A 17,030-nucleotide genomic window follows, 5' to 3' on the forward strand; every position below is an offset into this window, starting at 1 on the left:
AAGCCTCCCGCGCGGACCTCGATCAACCGAGACCGAGATGGACGGTCTTCTTGCCGTACAAGCGTTCGGCCGGAATTCCCCTCCCCTCGCAAGCTTCGAGCATGCGTCCTGTTTCGACCATCTGCGCGGAATGCTCGTCGTACTCGATCCCCATGAAGTACTTGTACCAGGGCTCCAGCCCCAGCGCGTAGAGAAAAATCCGTGACGGCTGAAGCATGTCGGCGATACGTGCGGCTTGTTCGTAGCCAGAACCGTTGAGGCGACGCGACTCCTTGATCTTGCGGCTGACCAGTTTGGTGTGCAAGGCGCCGTACAGCCAAGTGTACGGGGCGCCGACACATTCCATGCCAATCGCCATGATATCCAGCGCGCCAAGTTGATCGGCGATGTGTCGGTACATGCGCGGCTCCAGGTTGGACGAATCGGCCGCCAACAGTATTCGCTTTCCGCCAAGCTCGACGAACCACGCGGCTTTGGTGCGCACGTTGAGGTCACCGTGCTCGCCCAGGAACGGGATGCTGACGATGCGTCCGCCCCGAACCGATAGTTCCTCCATGTCATCCATCTCGACTGCGTCGAAGCCAAATTGACGCAGCAGCAGGCGTAGCGAGGGATCGGCCAAGGTGCCGCCATTATTTCGCGGGACCAGCACCTTGCCGGTCTTGTGGCGCAGCTGCAGCAGCGTCTCCAAGTTGGCGTGGTCCTGATGATGGTGGGTGATGCAGATATAGTCGATGTGCGGCGGCAACTCACTAAAGCTGATGACGTCGTCGGCGAAGGATTCGCCACGTGAGGCGATCACCGGGTCGATCAAGATCGACACCTCGGCGGTTTCGATCAGAAAGCCGGCGTGGCCGAGATACTGCACACGTACGCCCTCTGCAACTGCCTGATGTTTCCGCTGTGGGGCTTGCGCGGTAAACAGCTCGCGATAATCGAGCCCGCCGCGCGTTGGACGATCGGCGAACAGTGCATCGACCTCCGCCGGGCCTAACGCTTCGGTACGTGCGCGGAACAGCTTATCGATCAGTGGATCGTTGTAGTCGGCTGCGAGCTGCAGATTGTCGCCGGCCGGCAACCTCGGCGTGCTCATTACGAACGGGCGATCGCCCTTGGCGTCGAGACGACCGAACAACAGATTCTGGAGTTGCGGTTTGTAATACCGGCTACGGTACAACAGGCCCTCGATCAACCGATAGGAGGGGCGGTGTTCCAGATCCATGGTCAGTTCAACGTAGCCCTTCAGCGATTCGGGTACACGCTCGTAGAGCGGCTCGACCGACTCGCCGCTGGTGTGTTCGCGCAACATCTCGTCCAGCTGACGCACGGCGTCAGACAGTTCGACTAAGTCGGCATGATCATTGTCGATTGTATCCACCATTGCGCGGATAGCGGGGAGCTGATCCTCGCTGCAGTCCAGGTACTCGGAGCCGGCCATCCCCGGCTGCTTGACTGCCATCATGTGCAGCTTATGGTTCTTGACGAACGAGTTCATGATTCGGCGATGGGTGTGGACCATGTGCCGCGCGCCAGTCACTGGCGGCAGCAGGTAGGGCCATGCATACCAGCCGTTGATCAGCGGTTCGAAATAAACGTCCTCGCGCAGGTACAGCGAGTCGGATGAATCAGACATGGGCATTGCCTTCCTGATGTTCTGACTGGTGTTCGAGCTTGTTTTCCTGCCGGTGCTCCGGCGTGCGGTGCGGGTTGTGCGATGCTGGATCGGGCGAGAGTCGTTCAGCGCCTGCGATCTGCTCACCGCGCAGCGTGCGTCCGACGAGCGCGATCAGTTCGTGCATGTACCTGTGAATGAAGAAATGACCGCCGGGCATGCGATGCAGAGTTGCCGGTCGCAACAGCTTCTGTTGCCAGGCGCGCGTGCGCTCGATCTCGAAACTATCCTCTTTGCCGTGCACCAGCGTCGTTGCGACATCCAACGGGACCGGGTGCTCGAACCGGTAGCTCTGGCCTTGAGCAAAGTCTGCGCGCAAGCCAGGCATTACCACCTTCAATAGCTCACGGTCGGCCAACACCTCTTCAGACGTGCCCTGCAGCTCGCGCAGCACCTGCACGAACGCTTCGTCGGGTATCCGAAGATAGTCACGTTCTTGGATGCGCGTCCATGGCGCGGGACTGCCGGTCAGGATCAGGTGCCGTGGCATGGGCAGGCCACGTTGCTGCAAACGGCACGCCAGTTCGAATGCGATCACCGCGCCGTTGCTGTGGCCGTAGAAGCTAAAGCTACGCTGCGCCAGCATCGGTTCGATTACCGGCATCAGCCCGTCTATCAGCGCCGCGATCGTCTGGCATGGAGGCTCGAGGATTCGTGCCCCCTTGCCTGGCGCCTGCAAGGCGAAGAGCTCGTAAGCATGGTCCAGCAGGGCTGGCCATTCGCGGAACAGATAAGGGTTGCCGCCGGCATACGGGAAGCAAAACAGCCGTTCCCCTGCGCTGGGTGCTGAGCACCGCACCAGCCAGGATCCGGGAGCGCGATTGGCTACCGCGTTCATGCGGCCGCCTCGTGCGGACGGGCCATGCCGACTAGAACCTGGCGGTTGCCGGCGAAGGTGCCGCGACCATGCGAATAAAGCATATTGTCGAGCAGGAGCAGATCGTTGCGTTGCCATTCGAACGCGATCTGGTGCCGCTGGTAGACCCCGCGCACTTGGTCCAGGGTCGCCGGGTCGATCGGCTCGCCGTCGCCGTAGTAGGTATTGCGTGGCAGCTCGCTCTCGTCCATGACGCTCAGCAGGCTGGCGCGCAGTTCCGGTTCCAAGTTGGTGACGTGGAACAGATGCGCCTGATTGAACCAGACCTGTTCTCCACTGTGCGGATGTGTCGCAGTGGCCTGATTGATCTGCCGTGTACGCAACCGTTCTTCATCGAGCCATTCCCATTGCAGACCGTTGGCTGCGCAGAAGGTCTCGACCTCGGTGCGGCTACTGGTCTGGAACACCTCGCTCCACGGGATGTCGATGTCCGAGTAGTTGCGTACATACATCACCCCATCGCGCTCGAAACGCACGCGCACGTCATCGGGAATATCAGCCAGTACCTTGCGGCTATCGCAGATTGGCGTTGCGCCGCCGTGGCTGGCCGGCATCGTGCAGAGAAAACCGATCCGCATCGCCCAGCGGTTCGAGTACGAGTTCTCGTTATGCTGGGGAATCACTTGATCAGGATGATACTCGGTTGCCGTATAGACACTGCCGCGTAGCTCGGTGCGCGGGGTGGACCGGTATGAGTATTGGATCAACTCTTCGCCAAACAGCGTCGTCAACACAGTACCGAACTGCTGGCTACCCAGAAAACGGAGCCCGCGGATCAGCAGCGCGCCATTCGCCTGGAGCAGGCGTTCGATCTGGCTTTGATTGTGCTCGGCCCAGTCGGTCACCCGCACCGTGCCGGTATCGACTTCCAGCAACAACCGGGTGCCCTGGATTGACTTCAGATCCTCGCATCCCACCTGACTCAGGTCTTGCATGTCTCTTTCCCCTAGCGGCCAGTTCCAAGTATCCAGTCCAGTGCGATACGCCAGCCGGAATTGTCGACGACGTCATTGCAGACAGCCAAAGCGCGGATAGACGTGAGCACGTGCTCATGCAGGCGCCGGATGCGGCTGCAGCGCATCGAGCAATGCAGCGGCCAGGGCGTCGACGTAGGCCTCCTGCAGCATGCTCAGATGTTCACCGGGCACCACGGCGTGTCGTGGCGGACGAAGGAAATGGCTGCAATCCTGCCGCGCCAGCTCGTCACCCGGCAACGCGATCGCACGCCCCCGCTCGGCACGCAGGTGCCAAGCCACGCCGCCAAATCGGGTGCTGGGACGATAGTCCAGCATGATCTGTCGCTGGGCCTGATAAACCTGCGCGAGTTGCACAACCACCGCGTGCGCAAGCTCCGGCACTGCCCCCTGCTGCTCCTGCAGCCACTCTCGACGCAGTTCCAGCACGCTGTCGAGGAGTATCAGCTGCACCTCGGTGCCCTCGCGTTCCAGCGTGCATGCCAGTTCGAACGCCAGCGCCGCGCCGAACGAATGGCCGACCAAGACGATGGGAGCACCGCCAATGGCTGCTTGTGCGCGTAGCGCCGGTAGGCAGACCTCCAGCATCGAGATCAAATCCTCGTGCGGCCGGTGCGCACCATCCAGTCCGCGCGGTTCGAACACCTGCATCTGGACCTGTTGACCGAGCGCGCGTGCCAGTGCCAGGTAAGACGCCGCCCCCAGGCCAGCGGCCGGCAACATAAACAGCGGGCGGCCGCCATCGCCGCCGAACGACACCCATGCAGTCCCCTGCTCGCTTTGGGTGGGATGGTCCTCGCGCAAGCGCTCGGCCAGCTCGCGTGGCGTGGGATGCTGGAACACATCGCGTACCGACAGCGTATGACCGAAACGCGCTTCCAGCATCGCAATCAGGCGGATCGCCAGCAGCGAGTGGCCGCCAAGCTCGAAGAAATTCGACGTGGCGCCGACCGGTACCGTTTCGCCCAGCAAGGCCGCCCATAGTGCCACCAGCGTGGCCTCGTCCTGGTCGGCCGGCGGTTCAACATCGGCTGCCAGGGCGAAGTTCGGTGCCGGCAGTGCGCGCAGGTCGATCTTGCGGTTGCTAGTTAACGGAATGCTGTCCACCGGCACGATCGCTGCCGGCACCATGTACTCAGGCAACTGTTGGCGCAGCATCGCCTTCAGGCCCAACACAAGCCTCATATCGGCGCTCTCCTCGCCATCGCGGACGACATAGGCGACCAATCGCCGTGTTACTCCGTCGCCACACGCGGTGACGACAGCAGCTCGGACGCCATCGGCCTGGCGCAAACGGGCTTCGATTTCCCCCGGCTCGATGCGGAAGCCGCGGATCTTGATCTGGCTGTCGATTCGGCCAAGGAACTCCAACTCGCCCGTCGCCAGCAGCCGCACCAGGTCACCGGTTCGGTACATGCGCATATGCGGCGCATCCGGGTCGTTGACAAAACGCTCTGTGGTCAGGTCTTCACGCCCCAGATAACCGCGTGCCAGTCCGGCGCCTCCCACCCAGAGCTCGCCGGCGACGCCGATCGGCTGGCGGCGCCCGTGCGCGTCGACCACTGCGCACGCGACGTTAGGCAGCGGCCGACCGATTGTGATCCGTTCGCCCGGGCGCACCTGCGCCGAGGTCGCGCAAACCGTGGTCTCCGAGGGGCCATAGGCGTTATGCAGCGGCACGTACTGCGACCAGGCCCAGGCGTCGTGCGGATCACACGCCTCGCCAGCGACGATCAGACAACGTAGCCCCCCGTGCGCGGCCGGCGACATCTGCGCGAGCAGCGCGGGTGGCAGGGTCGCATGCGTGATGCCGCCGTCCGCAAGCAGGCGCTGCAATGCGCGTACCGAGAGCCGCTCATCCTCATCGCAGACATACAGCGAGGCGCCGTGTGCCAACGCCATCAGCCATTCCCACGCGGCGGCATCGAACGAGATCGAGGCAAACGCCAGTACCCGGCTGTGGGGCGCAAGAGCGTAAAGCTCGTTCTGCGCATGGGCCAGGTTGACCATGCCGCGATGTTCGACCAACACGCCTTTGGGGGTACCGGTGGAGCCGGAGGTGAACACGACATAGGCCAATGCATCGGCAGCGATCTCGCGTTCCGGGTTCTGCGTAGATCGTCCGCCCAGCAGCGCGTCTCGTAAAGGCTCATCCAGCGGTAGCAGGCAGCGCTCGCCCAGGCACGGCAGCGCTTCGACCAGGTCCATGCGCGTGACCACGAATTCGGCGGCGGTGTCCTCAAGCATTGCCTCGATCCGCTCTTCCGGATACGCGGGATCCAGCGGCAGGTAGGCGGCGCCGGCCTTGAGGATGCCGAGGATGCCCACCAGCAGATGGGGGCCGCGATCCAGGCACAGGCCGATCACCGCCTCCGGTTGCACGCCCTGCTCCAGCAGGTAGTGCGCGACTTGGTTGGCGCGACGATTGAGCTCGCCGTAGCTCAGTGACTCCTCGGCACCGAGCACGGCGACGGCATCCGGATCACGACGCACGTGTTGCTCGAACAATGCATGCGCCGTGCTATGCGGATATTCGCGCCGCGATGGTCGGGTCAATGCCTGCAGAGCCTCCATCCCCTGACCGTCCAGCAACGGCAGCGAAGCCACCGTGGCATCTGGGTTGCGCGACAGCGCATCGAGCAACACGCACAAACTGTCCGCCAGCCGTTGCATCGTTTCCGGCGTAAACAGGCTACTGGCGAAGAGCCAGCTGAACTCGATGCCGCGGTCGCTTTCGCTCGCGTGCAATTCAATGTCGTAACGGGCAACGTCCTCGCTTGCGCGCGCATCGGACACGTCCAGACCCGGCATCGCGAACTGCGGCGAGGCCAGGTTGTGCAGGGTCAGGCTGATCTGGAACAGGGGCGAATGCCCGAGACTACGTGCCGGATTGAGACGGTCCACCAGGGTCTCGAACGGCAGATCCTGGTGTGCAAATGCCGCCAGCGTGGTTTCACGGGTGCGCGCCAGCAGCGTATGGAAATCCGGGTCGCCCGACAGATCGTTGCGCAGTACCAACGTGTTGATGAAGAAGCCCACCAGCGCCTCGGTGTCGGCATGAGTGCGACCGGCGACCGGCGAGCCGATCACGATGTCGTCCTCGCCGCTGTAGCGGCTCAGCAGAGTGCAGAAGGCGGCCTGGATCACCATGAACAGGCTGGCGTTGTGGCGGCGCGCAAGCGCGTGCAGGCGCGCCAGGCAATCGGCGTCCACGCGGGTACGTAGGCGGGTTCCGGCGAACTCGGGTTGTGCAGGACGCGGTAGATCCAGCGGCAGGCCGTGCACAGCGGGCAATTCGGCCAGCTGGCGCTTCCAGTAGTCCCACTGTCGGTCAAGGCGCGTGCCGTCGAGGATGCGTCGCTGCCACGCCGCGAAATCGGCGTATTGCAGAACAGGCGTTGGCAGCATCGACGGTCTGCATTCTAGCGCAGCCGTGTAGATCTCGGCCAATTCGCGCACCAGCACGCCGACCGACCAGCCGTCGCAGGCGATGTGATGCAAGGTAAGCGACAGCACGTGGCGGTCGTCGGCTTCGCGGCATAGCAGTGCACGCAGCATGAGGTCGCGTCCCAGATCGAACGGACGGGTGGCTTGTTCGCGCAGTAGCGCGCCTACCCGTTCGCCACGCGCCGCCTCGTCCAGTCCGCGCAGGTCGATCCGCTCCAGCACATGTGGAGGCACCGGCAACGGTTGCTGCACCGGCTCACCATCGTGCTCGGCGTAGACGGTGCGCAGGACCTCATGGCGTTCGACCAGACTGCGTACTGCGTGCGCCATGGCCTCGGCATCGAGCACGCCCTGCAGGCGGACGGCGGTCGGGACATTGAATTGGCGACTATCGCCGCCGAGGCGATCAACGAACCACAGCCGCCGTTGTGCAAACGACAGCGGCAAGGGGCGCTCACGGCCGACCGGTTCGATCCGCCCATCGCCGGCTGTGGCGGCCTGTTCCAGCCGCTTCGCCAGCGCCCGGATAGTGCCGTCCTCGAACACTGCGCGGATCGGCAATTCCAGGCCCAGCACGGCGGCAACCTGGGCTGCCATTCGGGTCGCCAACAGCGAATGGCCACCGAGGTCGAAAAAATTGCTTTCCACGCCGACCCGTTCGATTCCAAGCAATTCGCGCCAGATGTCAGCCAGCGCATGCTCGGCGGGCGTGGCGGGTTCGACATGCGCGGTTGCGTCTTGAATGGCCGGTTCCGGCAATGCGCGGCGATCGATCTTGCCATGGCGGGTCAGTGGCAAGGCCGCCAACGTTGCCCATGCCGACGGCACCATGTAGGCCGGAAGGCGGCGGCGCAATTGTTCACGCCAAGGCCCGATCGCACCGCCCTCTCCCGCCGCATCGGTCGTCGGCACGACCCAGGCCGCCAACTGCCGCGATTCGTCGGCACCGACCACCGCGGCCACCGCGTCGGCCACGCCGTCGCAGGCGCGTAGCGCGGCCTCCACCTCCCCCAGCTCGATCCGGAAGCCGCGCAGCTTGACCTGATGGTCATCGCGACCCAGGAACAGCAGGCTGCCATCGGCATGCCACATTGCGCGGTCGCCGCTGCGATACACCCGACCGCCGCCGCTCTGCACGAAGCGTTGCAAGGTCAGTTCAGGCTGGCCCAGATAGCCGCGTGCAAGACCCTTGCCGCCAATGCAGAGCTCGCCCGGCACGCCCATCGGCACGCGCTGGCCATGCCGATCCAGGACCTGCACCAAGACATTCGGCAGCGGTCGTCCGAGCGTAAGACGTTCGCCGACCGCGACGTCGGTCCCGGTGGCGGCGACGGTTGCCTCGCTCGGGCCGTAAGAGTTGACCACGCGGCAGCGCTGCGCCCAGCGCCAGGCCAGGCGTTCGTCGCAGGCCTCGCCGGCGACTACCAGCACCTCCGGCACGTGTTCCAGAGCCGGATCGAGCTGGGCCAGCAGTGCTGGCGGGATGGCGGCATGGGTGATCCGGTTACGGACCAGCAGGTCGGCCAGCAGCGCTGGCGCGTGCCGGTGCTCTTCATCGCAGATGTGCAGCTCGGCACCAGAGGTCAGCGCCATCATCCACTCCCACACCGCGCCATCGAAGCCGATGGATGCAAACGCGAGCACCCTCGACCCGGGACCAGCGCCGTACAACTCGGCCTGCGCCAGCGCCAGGTTGACCATGCCGGCATGCGTGAGCTGCACGCCCTTGGGTCGGCCAGTCGAGCCGGAGGTGTAGACAACATATGCCAGACGCTCGTCGCCTTCGCGGTCGTCGACTGGCTCCGGCAACGACACCGGGGACGCGGCGGCGCGCAAGGCGCGCAGGTCCCAACAACGGCACATGCTGTGCCATGGCGGCGGCGCCCCCGCACCGACCAAATGCACGACGCCGGCGTCTTCGAGCATCGCTGCGGCGCGTTCGGGCGCCTGAGTCGGGTCGATCGGCAGATAGGCTGCGCCGGTCTTGAGGATGGCCAGGACGCCCACCGGCATCGTTGCATCGCGCGGCGTGCTCAAGGCGACCACCTGACCGGGCCCGATTCCCGCCGCACGCAGGTGCAGGGCCGCGGCCTCAGCCCAGCGGTCCAGCTCCGCATAGCTCAGCGAGCAGACTGCATCGACTACCGCGGTCGCGTTGGGTGTCCGTCGCGCAGCCGCTTCGAACAGCGTCTGCGCCTGCAGATTGGGGCGCGCCGACACAGGACCGCACTCCAGCTCGCGTAGCCGCGCCAGCTCGGCGGTGCCACATACCGGCAGATGATGCACCGGCTGCGTTGGGTTGGCGACGATCGCATCCAGCAGGACTTCCAGACCATCGGCCAGGCGCTCGACGGTAGCGCGCTCGAACACACTTTCGGCCCAGCTCCAGGTGAGGTTTAGACCATCGCCGGTTTCGGCGGCCACCAGCGCCAGTTCGCCGTCAATGCCGGCCGCGCCAAGTTCCCACGGTTCGATCTCCAAGTTATGCAGGTTCAGTGCGGCGCGTTCGTGGTTCTGCAGCGCGAAGGCGATCTGGAAGAGCGGACCATGACTGGTCGCGCGTTCCGGTGCCAACGCTTCCACCAGCGCCTCGAATGGCGTCGCCTGATGCGCGAACGCGTCGAGTACCATTTCGCGATTGCGCTGCAGCAGTTCGCTGAAGCTTGGTTCGCCCGACAGATTGCTCCGCAGCACCAGCGTGTTGACGAAAAAGCCGATCAACGGCTCGACTTCGGCCTGCAGACGGCCGGCAATCGGTGTGCCAATGACGATGTCTTCGGTGTCGCTCCAGCGACCCAGCAACAATGCGAATGCGGCTTGCAGAGCCATGAATAGCGTGGCATCGCCGTCGCGCGCGATCCGCTGCAACCGCTCGACGCGGTCGCGGTTCAGTTGTCGCTGCAGGCGGCCAGCGGCGAATGCGCGTTGCGCCGGGCGCGGACGATCCAGCGGCAGCCCGTGCACCGGCGGCAGCCCATCGAGCTGACCGCGCCAATACGCCAGCTCGCGGGCAAGCGTCTCCTGATCGAAGGTCTCACGCTGCCATCGGGCGAAGTCGCCGTATTGCACCGGCAAGGGCGGCAGCGCGTTGTCGTCGCCTACGCGAAACGCTTCGTACAGGGTCACGAACTCACGCAGCAAGATGCCCTTCGACCAACCATCGGAGGCGATGTGGTGGGTATTGACCACGAGCACGTGATCGACCTGGTCCAGATGCGCCCACAGCGCACGCAGCATTGGCGCCGCGGACAGGTCGAACGGCGCGGTCGCCGCCTCGCGTATTGCTTCCTGCAACCGTGCTTGGCGGATGTCGCCATCGAGTTGGCGCAGGTCGACCCGGCGCAAGGGCGCTGGCATCGGCGCACGCACGATCTGATACGCCTGCTCGGCATTGCCGGCAAAACTGGTGCGCAGCACGTGATGGCGCTCGATCAGCGCATCCAATGCACGTTGCAGTGCCGTTGCGTCCAGCTCGCCACGAAGCCGCACTGCAATAGGCAGGTTGTAGTGCGCGCTGCCGCCTTCCAGGCAATCGAGGAACCATAGCCGCTGCTGCGAGAACGACAGCGGATACTCGCTTTGATCAACGACCGGGCACACAGGCGGCAGCGCCGCTGCGGCTTTGTGGTCGACGTAGGCCGCCAGTTCGCGCACGGTCGGATGCTCGAACACCGCACGCACCGGCACCCGCCGTCGCAGGCGTGCAGCGATGAGTCCGGCCATGCGCGTGGCCAGCAACGAATGGCCACCCAAGTGGAAGAAGTTCGCGCGGGCATCGATGGGGCCGCTTGCAAGCAGTTCGTCCCATAATGCTGCGATAGCCTGTTCTGTGGCGCCGGCCAACGGGACCTCGCTCGCCGATGCCTGCGGCGGCGGCAGTGCGCGACGGTCGATCTTACCGTTGGCGGTCAGGGGCATGCGTTGCAGCAGTACGAATTCGGAGGGCTGCATGTAATCCGGCAGCCAGCCACGCAGGCTTGCGCGTAGGGCCTCGCTCCACGTCAGCGGATCGGTTGGCGGCGATTCCGCAACGACATGGGCCAGAAGACGCGCACCGTCGCCCTCCCCCACCACGCTCACCACGACCTCCCTGACACCGTCCGCGCGCAGCAGGCGTGCCTCGATTTCGCCCAGTTCGATGCGGAAGCCACGCAGCTTGACCTGATAATCGGTGCGGCCCAGGCATTCGATGCTGCCGTCGTCCAGAACGCGGCCCAGGTCGCCAGTACGATAATGACGCAGCGTGCGGCCGGGAGCGATGTCGACGTCGACGAACCGAGCTGCGGTCATTTCCGCCTGGCCGAGGTAGGCGGCGGCGAGGTTGGCGCCGGCTACGCAGATCTCACCCGGCAGGCCGTGCGGCACTTCGCGCAGGCGCTCGTCGAGGATTCGGATCGAGGTTGCGTCAATCGGCCTACCGATCGGCACGAACGCGCGTTCTGGAATACCGTCGACAACCTGGAAGCTGACGTCGGACATCGTCTCGGTCGAGCCGTACAGATTGCACAGCACTGTATCGGGCAAGGTTTGGCGCAGGCGTGCGGCAACGTCGGATTTCAAGGGTTCGCCGCTGACGAACCAGTAGCGCAGTCCCTTCAGCCGTGCGGAGGCGCCCCCCAACTCGGTTAGCGCGCGCGCTAGCGATGGCGCTGTCACGATCCGGGAGACGCCCTGCGCCGCAAGCAGATCGGCGAAGGCCTCCAGATCGATGACGGTATCGGCCGGCACTACCAGCACCGGCATCCCGGCGGCCAGGGGCACGAACAATTCCCACACCGCGCGCACGAAGGCAGTACTGGTGATCAGGCAGGCAATCTCATCGTCGGCAACCGGGAAGCGCCGGTGCATCCAGCCGATCCGGTTGGCCAGCGCGCCGTGGGTACCGAGCACCGCCTTGGGCTGTCCGGTCGAGCCTGAAGTGAACAGAATGTGCGATGCATCGTCGGCGGCCATCGTCGGCCACGGACGCGCCGGTCGGGCGTCCCGCGGAGAATCGACGATTACGATCGGCATGGCGACGGCGAGGCGCGTGCGCAGATCGCTCCGCACCAGCAGGGCGCGGACCCGCGCCTCCCCAAGCATATAACCGAGGCGTTCATCGGGCAGCTCCACCGCTAACGGCACGTAGACAGCGCCGATCCGCAATGTCGCCAGTACCGCAACGGCATAGTCGATTCCGCGCGGCGCGAATATCGCAATTGCGTCGCCGCGGCCCAGGCCGTGCGCATCGAGTTCCTGCGCCAGCGCCTCGACCCGCTGTTCGAGCTCGCCGCGCGAGATTCGCGCGTGCTCGTCGATCAAGGCAAGCGCGTCCGGCGCCTGCATCGCCAGCACACGGATCTGCGCATGAGCAGCGCCGTCGAATGTCCGTTCCGGCTCCGCGCTCGACGCCTTCGGCGGTGTTGCGGGCGCCGGATTTGACTGCAGCGGCAGGTCGGAAATCCTCTCCGACGGATCGACGACTGCCGCCTCCAGCAGGCTTAGGAAGGCGCGGTTGAAACGGGCGATGGTCGCCTCTTCGAACAGCGAGGTGCGGTACGACCATTTCAGGACCAGGCGCTCTCCGACCACACGCGTGTACAGGGTCAGATCGGCCTTGGACAGGTCTTCTGCGTCATCGCCTTGCAACGGCGACACTTCCAGATCTTCCGGCGACTCCGGTGACGGCGCGCTGGCCTCGAAACCGTTGATCAGAATTTGCACCAACGGCTGATGGCTCAGGCTGCGCTCGGGTCTGAGCTCGTCGACAAGCATGTCGAAGGGAATATTCTGGTGGCTGTGTGCATCGAGCAGCACCTGCCGGTTGCGGCGTAGCAGTTCGATGAATTCCGGATCGCCAGACAGATCCGAACGCAGGACCACGGTGTTGATGAACAGTCCGACCAGTCCCTCGAGTTCGTGGCGTTCACGCCCGGCCATCGGCATGCCAACAACGATGTCGCTCTCGCGACCGATCCGGCGCAATAGCACTGTAAAAACACTGTGCAGCAGTGCGAACAAGGTGGCATCGTGCTGCCTGCAAAACGCGCGCAGGGCCGCGGTCCACGGCGCGTCCAAGACCTCGAACAAGGCGCGACCGGCAAAGGATTGGCGCGCCGGGCGTGGCCGGTCCAGCGGCAGGCCGTGCAGGACCGGCAGCCCGGCCAACTGCTTGGTCCAGTACGCCAGTCCACCGGCTTGGGCCTGCTGCGCCAGTTCGAGGCGTTGCCACGCGGCATAGTCGGCGTACTGAATCGGCAACGGTGGCAGCGCAGCCGGTTCGCCACGCCGATGTGCGGTGTAGCTGGCGAGGCATTCGCGTACCAGCACCTCGTTGGACCAGCCGTCGGAAGCGATGTGGTGCAGGGTCAGCAACAAGGCGTGGTCCTCGCTGCCCAGGCGGACCAACGTGCAGCGCAACGAAGGATCGCGCTCCAGGTCGAAGCCGCGCCGCGCCTGCCCACGTGCCAGCGAGGCCAGCTCGCGTTCGCGCTCCGCGGCGGCTAGCGCCGTCAGATCGACACGCTCGATGCGCAGCGGACGTGCAGCGTGTACGACCTGTACGGCGCCATCGTCGACGGCATGGTAGGTCGTGCGCAGTATTTCGTGGCGCTCGACCACGCTGTCCAGCGCCGTCTGCAGCGCGACCGGATCGAGCGCACCACGCAAGCGCAGCTGCATCGGCATGTTGTACTGGGCGCTGTCGCCTTCCAGACGATCGATGAACCACAACCGCTGCTGTGCGTAGGACAGCGGCAGCGGCTGCGAGCGGTCGGCCCCGGGGATCGTCTCGGCGGCTGTCTCCGGAATCGCCTCCAGCGCCGCCGCGAGGGCCTGCAGGGTCGGGTGTTCGAACAACATGCGCACAGGCACCCGCCGTCGCAGCAGCTTGCTGGCTTCGCCGACCACGCGCATCGCCATTAGCGAATGACCGCCCAGCTCGAAGAAATGGGCGCCGCGACCGATCGGTGCGAGTCCGAGGACACGCTCCCAGATCGCCGCCAGCTCTCGTTCTATGGGGGTCTCCGGCGCTGCCGAGTCGTCCCGGGAGCGTTCCGGCGCCGGCAGGCGTTTGCGGTCGAGCTTGCCGTTGGCTGTCAGCGGCAGGCTCTCCAGGGGTACGTAGACCGACGGCTGCATGTACGTCGGCAAGCGCGACGTGGCCACCGCGCGAAGCGCCTCTTCCCAGCCCTCGCCCGAGACACCGCTTACCCAGGCCACCAGGCGTGCCGTAGCCCCCTCCCCGTGCACCCCCACCGATATCTCGCGCACCTGCTCCCGCAGCGCCGCCTCGATCTCGCCCGGCTCGATCCGGTAACCGCGCAGCTTTACCTGCCCGTCCATCCGGCCCAGGAATTCCAGCGCCCCGTCCGCTCGCCAGCGTACCCGGTCGCCGCTGCGATACATTCGCCCACCCGCCTCGAACGGATCCTCCAGGAACCGCTCTGCCGTGCGTGCCGCATCGTTCACGTAGCCACGCGCCACGCCCGCACCGCCGATGTACAACTCGCCCGGCACCCCACGCGGCAACAACTGACCCGACGGCCCCAGCACGTAGAGCCGCGTATTGCTCATCGCTCGACCGATCGGCAGTGTGCCCTCGCCCGACAGCACTGCCTGGTCCAGCCGCTGCCATGTGCAGCCCACTACCGTCTCGGTCGGACCGTAGTGGTTCACCAGCCGCGCCTGCGGATACTTGGCCTGCAACGCACGCGCCAGCGACGCTGGGAACGCCTCGCCGCCGATCACGAACGCATGCGCGCCTGCACGTGGCGATGCGTCGGCCAGCTGCAGCAGCCCCTGCACGTGCGAGGGCGTCAGCCGCAGCAGCCATGCTCCGTCTGCCTGCTCCAGCCGCCGCGCCAGCGCCGGCAACTCCTCTCCCGCCGGCAGCAGCTCCACGCACCCGCCTACCAGCAGCGGCACGTACAACGACGGCACCGTCAGGTCGAACGCGTGCGAACTCGCCACCAGCGATCCATCCAGCGCCTGGTCGTAGTAACTCTCGCGCGCGAATGCGCAATAGTCGGCCAGCCCGGCATGGAACACCTCCACCCCCTTGGGTTCGCCGGTCGAGCCGGAGGTGTACAGCACGTAGGCAATCGCATCATCGGCCAACCTCGTCTCCAGCGGCTGCGCGGGGTACTCGCCAAGCCAGTCCGGATCGGTGCCGGCGCCGTCCAGATACAGCATGTCCACCCCGCCCAGCGAGGCTGGCGCAGAGCTGCTTTCGACCAGCACCACGCTGATGTTGGCGTCGGCGATGATCCGTGCCAGGCGTTCACTGCCCTGGCGCAGGTCCAGCGGCACATACGCAGCGCCGCTGGAGAGCACCGCCAGCAGCGCCACCGGCAGTGCCAGCCCGCGCTCCATGCAGATCCCAACGCGATCGCCTGGGCCAAGGCCCTGTTCGCGCAACGCGTGGGCCAGGCGGTTAGCGTGCGCGGCCAGGGTCGCGTAGTCGGTGCTCGCCCCGGTCTCGGTCGCGCGCAGTGCAATCGCCTGCGGGCTCCGCGCAGCCTGGGCCTGGAACGCGTCGATGAGGCCATGCGCGCGCGTGCGCGCCTGTGACCTGCCGCGGCCCAGCGCCAGCAACTGTTCGCGCTCCTGCGCGTCGATCAGCGCCAGCGAGTCGATCCGCTGCTGCGGATCGGATAGCAGTGCCGCAAGCACCTGCTGGTAGGCCTCAGCAATACGGTCGATGGTTGCGCCGTCGAACAGGTCCTTGTAGGTCCAGGCCAGGGTCAGCCCGTCGCGGCCTTCGCCGACACTGAGATCCAGATCGAAATGCACCTGCTCGACATTGTTGACGAATGGTTCGATCTGCAGCCCGGGCAAAGCAAGCTCTCCGGCCTCGTGGTTCTGGACCACGAATTTCACCTGGCACAGAGGGTTGTAAGCCATGCTCCGTTCGTGGCGCAGCGTGTCGTTGACCAGGTCGAAGGGCACATCGGCCGCAGCGAATGCATCCAGCGCAGTGGTGCGTACGCGGGCGATCACCTCCACCAGCGTCGGATTGCCTGACAGGTCGCTACGCAGCACAAGGGTGTTGATGAAGAAGCCGATCAGCGGCGCCAGCTCGGCGCGATCGCGGCCGGCGTGCGGCACCCCGACCACGACATCGTCGGTCGCGCCGAATCGACCGAGCACGATTGCCAGTGCCGCCTGCAGCAGCATGAACAACGAGGCCTCATTCGCCTTCGCCAGCATGCGCAGGGCCTCGGTCTGGCTGGCGTCGACGCGGCGACTGGATTGCCGTGCATCGAAACGCTGGCGCGCTGGTCGCGGACGGTCTAACGGCAGCGAGTGCACGACCGGCAGGTCCTCCAACTGGCGGGTCCAATAGGCCAGTCCGCGTTGCAGCACACCTTGCCCCGCTTCTTCGATCTGCCAGGCGGCAAAGTCGGCGTACTGGATCGGCAATGGCGGCAGCGGATCGTCGAGCCCGGCGACGCGATTGCGGTAGAGCGCGACGAACTCGTTGACGAGCACGCCGCTGGACCAGCCATCGGAAGCGATGTGATGCAGTGTCAGCAACACCACATGGTCCGCGTCGGCCAAGCGAATCAGCACGCAGCGCAGCATGAGGTCAGCTGAAAGATCGAATGGCCGCGCCGCTTCCTGCATCGCTAGGTCGCGCGCGCGCGACAGCGCGACCTCGGGCGCCAGCGCCGACAGGTCAGTCTGCGCTAGCGGGATCGGCGCAGGCGCCAGCACTTGCTGTACCGGTGCGTCGTCCTGGAATCGATAGACCGTACGCAGGATCTGGTGACGGGCAACGATGCGGTCGAGCGCTGCCTGCATCGCTTGTACATCAAGCTGGCCACGCAGGCGCATGGCGGTCGGGATGTTGTACTGGCGGCTGCCGCCTTCGAGCTGATCGATAAACCATAGGCGTCGCTGCGGAAACGACAGGGGGGCTTGCCTGGCGTCACGGCGCGGAATCGACACAAGGCTGCCTGCGCCGCTGTCGCTTTGCAGCCAGGTCAGGATCTCGGCTTTGTGGGTAACCAGCCGTTCGCGCAGCGCAGCGGTCAAGCGCTTATCCGGATCGTCCAGCAACAGCTTTCCATCGCGGGCC

General features: G+C 65.4%; 4 protein-coding genes. All 4 read right to left on the reverse strand.

The window, feature by feature from the left end:
* Window positions 1-22 precede the first annotated feature (22 nt).
* The 4 genes from ABQ039_RS10095 to ABQ039_RS10110 all read right to left on the reverse strand — a co-directional run bounded on the left by ABQ039_RS10095 (window position 23) and on the right by ABQ039_RS10110 (window position 16,987).
* A complete protein-coding gene (locus ABQ039_RS10095) occupies window positions 23-1,633 on the reverse strand; it encodes an MBL fold metallo-hydrolase (RefSeq protein ID WP_349777790.1) in 1,611 nt (536 codons plus the stop codon).
* Window positions 1,626-2,510: a thioesterase II family protein gene (locus ABQ039_RS10100; protein ID WP_184627815.1), complete on the reverse strand. Its 885-nt coding sequence runs from the start codon at window positions 2,508-2,510 to the stop codon at window positions 1,626-1,628. Before ABQ039_RS10100 ends, ABQ039_RS10095 begins: the two co-directional genes overlap by 8 nt.
* Window positions 2,507-3,484 (reverse strand): TauD/TfdA family dioxygenase, encoded by a 978-nt coding sequence (locus ABQ039_RS10105; RefSeq protein WP_349777789.1) that lies wholly within the window; start codon window positions 3,482-3,484, stop codon window positions 2,507-2,509. The genes ABQ039_RS10100 and ABQ039_RS10105 overlap by 4 nt, the downstream gene beginning before the upstream one ends.
* Before the next feature lie 114 nt (window positions 3,485-3,598).
* Window positions 3,599-16,987 (reverse strand): amino acid adenylation domain-containing protein, encoded by a 13,389-nt coding sequence (locus tag ABQ039_RS10110; RefSeq protein ID WP_374057852.1) that lies wholly within the window; start codon window positions 16,985-16,987, stop codon window positions 3,599-3,601.
* Window positions 16,988-17,030 lie beyond the last annotated feature (43 nt).

It is taken from the genome of Xanthomonas sp. WHRI 6108 (genome assembly GCF_040202385.2).
GTDB lineage: Bacteria > Pseudomonadota > Gammaproteobacteria > Xanthomonadales > Xanthomonadaceae > Xanthomonas > Xanthomonas arboricola.